The 1674-nt window shown below is 48.4% G+C and carries 1 protein-coding gene; it reads left to right on the forward strand.

Annotation, left to right across the window (positions count from 1 at the left end; all coding sequences use genetic code 11):
- Nucleotides 1-297: 297 nt before the first annotated feature.
- Nucleotides 298-1515 (forward strand): site-specific integrase, encoded by a 1218-nt coding sequence (locus IEW17_RS20555; protein WP_188563937.1) that lies wholly within the window; start codon nucleotides 298-300, stop codon nucleotides 1513-1515.
- Nucleotides 1516-1674 lie beyond the last annotated feature (159 nt).

A 1674-nucleotide genomic window follows, 5' to 3' on the forward strand; every position in this document is an offset into this window, starting at 1 on the left:
AGTAGCCCGACGAAAAAAGCGCCGACCTGCCGGCCGACGCTTTTTCAAAACTTGGGTAAGGACAAGCCAGTCTCCTGGTCGGGCTTTTTATCTTCATTCACACCTTCAGTGGAGAATATCGGAGTCGAACCGATGACCTCTTGCATACCATGCAATTGATATTAAGTTTTTTCTGCTTGTTAATGCTTGCTTTTGTCTGTCTTTCAGTGATTTGAATAAATAAAGTCTGTTTATGTTTGCTTGTAATTAGTTGGTTTTGCTACCTTTGTTTACACCATGTTTACACCGACAAAGGGCATGCAAACCACCGTAAAAGCCATTTTATATACATCTAAAGTACTTAAGAATGGCGAGCATCCCATTTTGTTGCGCCTCACCAGAGACCGAAAGCAAGTAAAAATCGGTTTGGGCATCAGTTGCCATATTGACGAGTGGGATTCCAAGCCCAACAGGCCCAAGCGCAAGCACCCCCTTTATCAGGAAATCAAGCGGGCAATTGACAAGGCCGAGCAGGATGCAGAAAAGGTGATTCTCGACTTGGAGAACAACGATAAGCCATATACCCTCGAGTCCCTCAAAGTCAAACTTGGTAAGGTTCAAACTCGTGAAACGGTTCTTAGTTACTTCGACCATTGGGTAGCGCGTTTGAGGGCCTCTGACCGGTTAGGATATGCCGACATTTTCCATGCCACCAAGAAGAGCCTGATGGCTTACCGTGGCGACAAGGACTTTAGCTTTTCGGACGTTAACAACGCGTTCCTCACTCGCTGGGAAGAGTACCACTTGCAGCGCGGCACCAAACCCAATGCCTTTTTCGTCTATCTGCGGACGTTTAAGACGCTCATCAATTATGCCCGCAAGGAGGAAGTGGTAGCGGACGAATACGACCCATATAAAGGCATCAACTTCGCCAAGTTCCGGCGTATCCAGACCACCCGCCGCGCCATTTCCAAAACCGAATTGCAGCGCATCAAGGATTTGGACCTAACTGATAACCCGGCCCAGGCGCAGGCTCGTCGCTACTTCCTGTTCAGCTTTTACTGCCGTGGCATCAACTTCGTGGATGTGGCTTACTTGCGCTGGAAGGATTATCGGGACGACCGTATTTTCTATAGTCGTCGCAAAACGAAGGAGAACTTCAACGTAAACGTTCTTGCCCCAGCGCGAGAAATCCTGGATTACTACCGCGAACTAGCAACTTCCAGCCCTTCGCCATATATCTTTCCCATCCTTAGCGACTTTCACCAGACCGAGCAACAGCGCGACCACCGGGTGCAAAAGGTGTTGCGGCAAACCAACCGTAGCCTGAAAGAATTGGCAGTATTAGCTGAGGTGGATACGCCGCTTACCACTTATGTGGCTCGGCACTCTTTTGCCACTGTGCTCAAGCAATCAGGTGTCCCAATAGCTCAAATTAGCGAGATGATGGGGCATGATAGCGAAGCCACGACGCGTATTTACCTGAAAGCCTTCGACAATGATGTGCTGGATACGGCCAGCCAAGCGCTCTTATAAAGAGTGCTTCATTAAAAATTAATTGGTTGAGGTCCTCCAACTAAATCTCCTGGACCATCCCGATTCTCGTCGGCTATTCTTACGATAAGTAGTGAGCCTGTTTAGGGTTTCTCATCAGGGGGTATTTTACGCAGCAAAAGGACCGCAAAAGCCAGAAAA

The sequence above is a fragment of the Hymenobacter frigidus genome (genome assembly GCF_014640435.1).
GTDB classification, from domain to species: domain Bacteria; phylum Bacteroidota; class Bacteroidia; order Cytophagales; family Hymenobacteraceae; genus Hymenobacter; species Hymenobacter frigidus.

What these genes read in the sequence shown, in the direction of transcription:
- IEW17_RS20555 (WP_188563937.1), top strand. Translation starts at nt 298, where the DNA reads ATGCAAACCACCGTAAAAGCCATTTTATATACATCTAAAGTACTTAAG.